The 1,465-nt window shown below is 65.5% G+C and carries 1 pseudogene; it reads right to left on the bottom strand.

The features are described from left to right. A pseudogene (locus tag LQV16_RS23455) lies at positions 1-1,451 on the bottom strand (pyruvate dehydrogenase (acetyl-transferring), homodimeric type); the annotation flags it as partial. Positions 1,452-1,465 lie beyond the last annotated feature (14 nt).

Below are 1,465 nucleotides of genomic sequence, written 5' to 3'. Positions count from 1 at the left end.
CGCCGCTCGGGGACGAAGCCGCCGAGTTCCTTGCGGCGGCCCATCAGGTACTGGATCTCGGGGGAGTCCATGCCGGGGTGGTAGTACGGCGGCCGGTAGAGGTCCGCTTCCAGCTGCTCGTCGGTGATCGGGATGCGCAGGTGGTCGCGGAAGGCCTTGAGGTCGGCCATCGTGAGCTTCTTCATCTGGTGGGTCGCGTTGCGGCCCTCAAAGTGCGTGCCCAGGCCGTAGCCCTTGACCGTGTGGGCCAGGATGACCGTGGGCTTGCCCTTGAACTCGGTCGCGGCCTTGTAGGCGGCGTAGACCTTGTTGTAGTCGTGGCCGCCGCGCTTGAGGTTCCAGATCTGGTCGTCGGTCAGGTCCTGGACCATTTCCTTGGTCTGCGGGGTCTTGCCGAAGAAGTGTTCGCGGACGAACGCGCCGGACTCGGCCTTGTACGTCTGGTAATCGCCGTCGACGGTCTCGTTCATGATCTTCACCAGCGAGCCGTCCTCGTCCTTGGCCAGCAGGTCATCCCACTCCCGGCCCCAGACCACCTTGATGACGTTCCAGCCGGCGCCGCGGAAGAAGGCCTCGAGTTCCTGCATGATCTTGCCGTTGCCGCGCACCGGTCCGTCGAGGCGCTGGAGGTTGCAGTTGATCACGAAGTTCAGGTTGTCGAGCTTGTCGTTCGCGGCGAGCTGGAGCAGCCCGCGGGACTCGGGCTCGTCCATTTCGCCGTCGCCCAGGAACGCCCAGACCTGCTGGTCCGAGGTGTCCTTGATGCCGCGGTTGTGCAGGTACCGGTTCGACTGGGCCTGGTAGATCGCGTTCATCGGCCCGATGCCCATCGAGACCGTGGGGAATTCCCAGAACTCCGGCATCAGGCGCGGGTGCGGGTAGGAGGACAGGGCGTGGCCTTCCTTGGACTTCTCCTGCCGGAAGCCGTCCAGGTCCTCCTCGGACAGCCGGCCTTCCATGAAGGCGCGGGCGTACATGCCGGGGGAGGCGTGGCCCTGGAAGAAGACCTGGTCCCCGCCGCCGGGGTGGTCCTTGCCGCGGAAGAAGTGGTTGAACCCGACCTCGTACAGGGTCGCGGCCCCGGCGTAGGTGGAGATGTGCCCGCCGACGCCGATATCGGCGCGCTGGGCCCGGTGCACCATGACCGCGGCGTTCCAGCGCAGCCAGGCCCGGTACTTGCGTTCGATTTCCTCGTCCCCGGGGAACGCCGCTTCCTGGTCCACCGGGATGGTGTTGACGTAGTCCGTGGTGGTGACCATCGGAACACCCACGCTCTGCGCCCCGGCCCGCTGGAGCAGGCTGCGCATAATGTACTGGGCACGCTCGGTGCCCTGTTCCTGAATCAGGGTATCCAGGGACTCCAGCCATTCGGCGGTCTCTTCCGGATCACGATCAGGCAGCTGGTTTGTCAACCCGCTGAGGATATGGGAGGTATCTTCTCCTGCAGCCACGTCCAACCTCTCTT

This window comes from Arthrobacter sp. Bi26, assembly GCF_918697925.1.
GTDB lineage: Bacteria > Actinomycetota > Actinomycetes > Actinomycetales > Micrococcaceae > Arthrobacter.
Note: the sequence above shows the minus strand (reverse complement) of the source record. Positions and strands in the feature narration are given on the sequence as shown.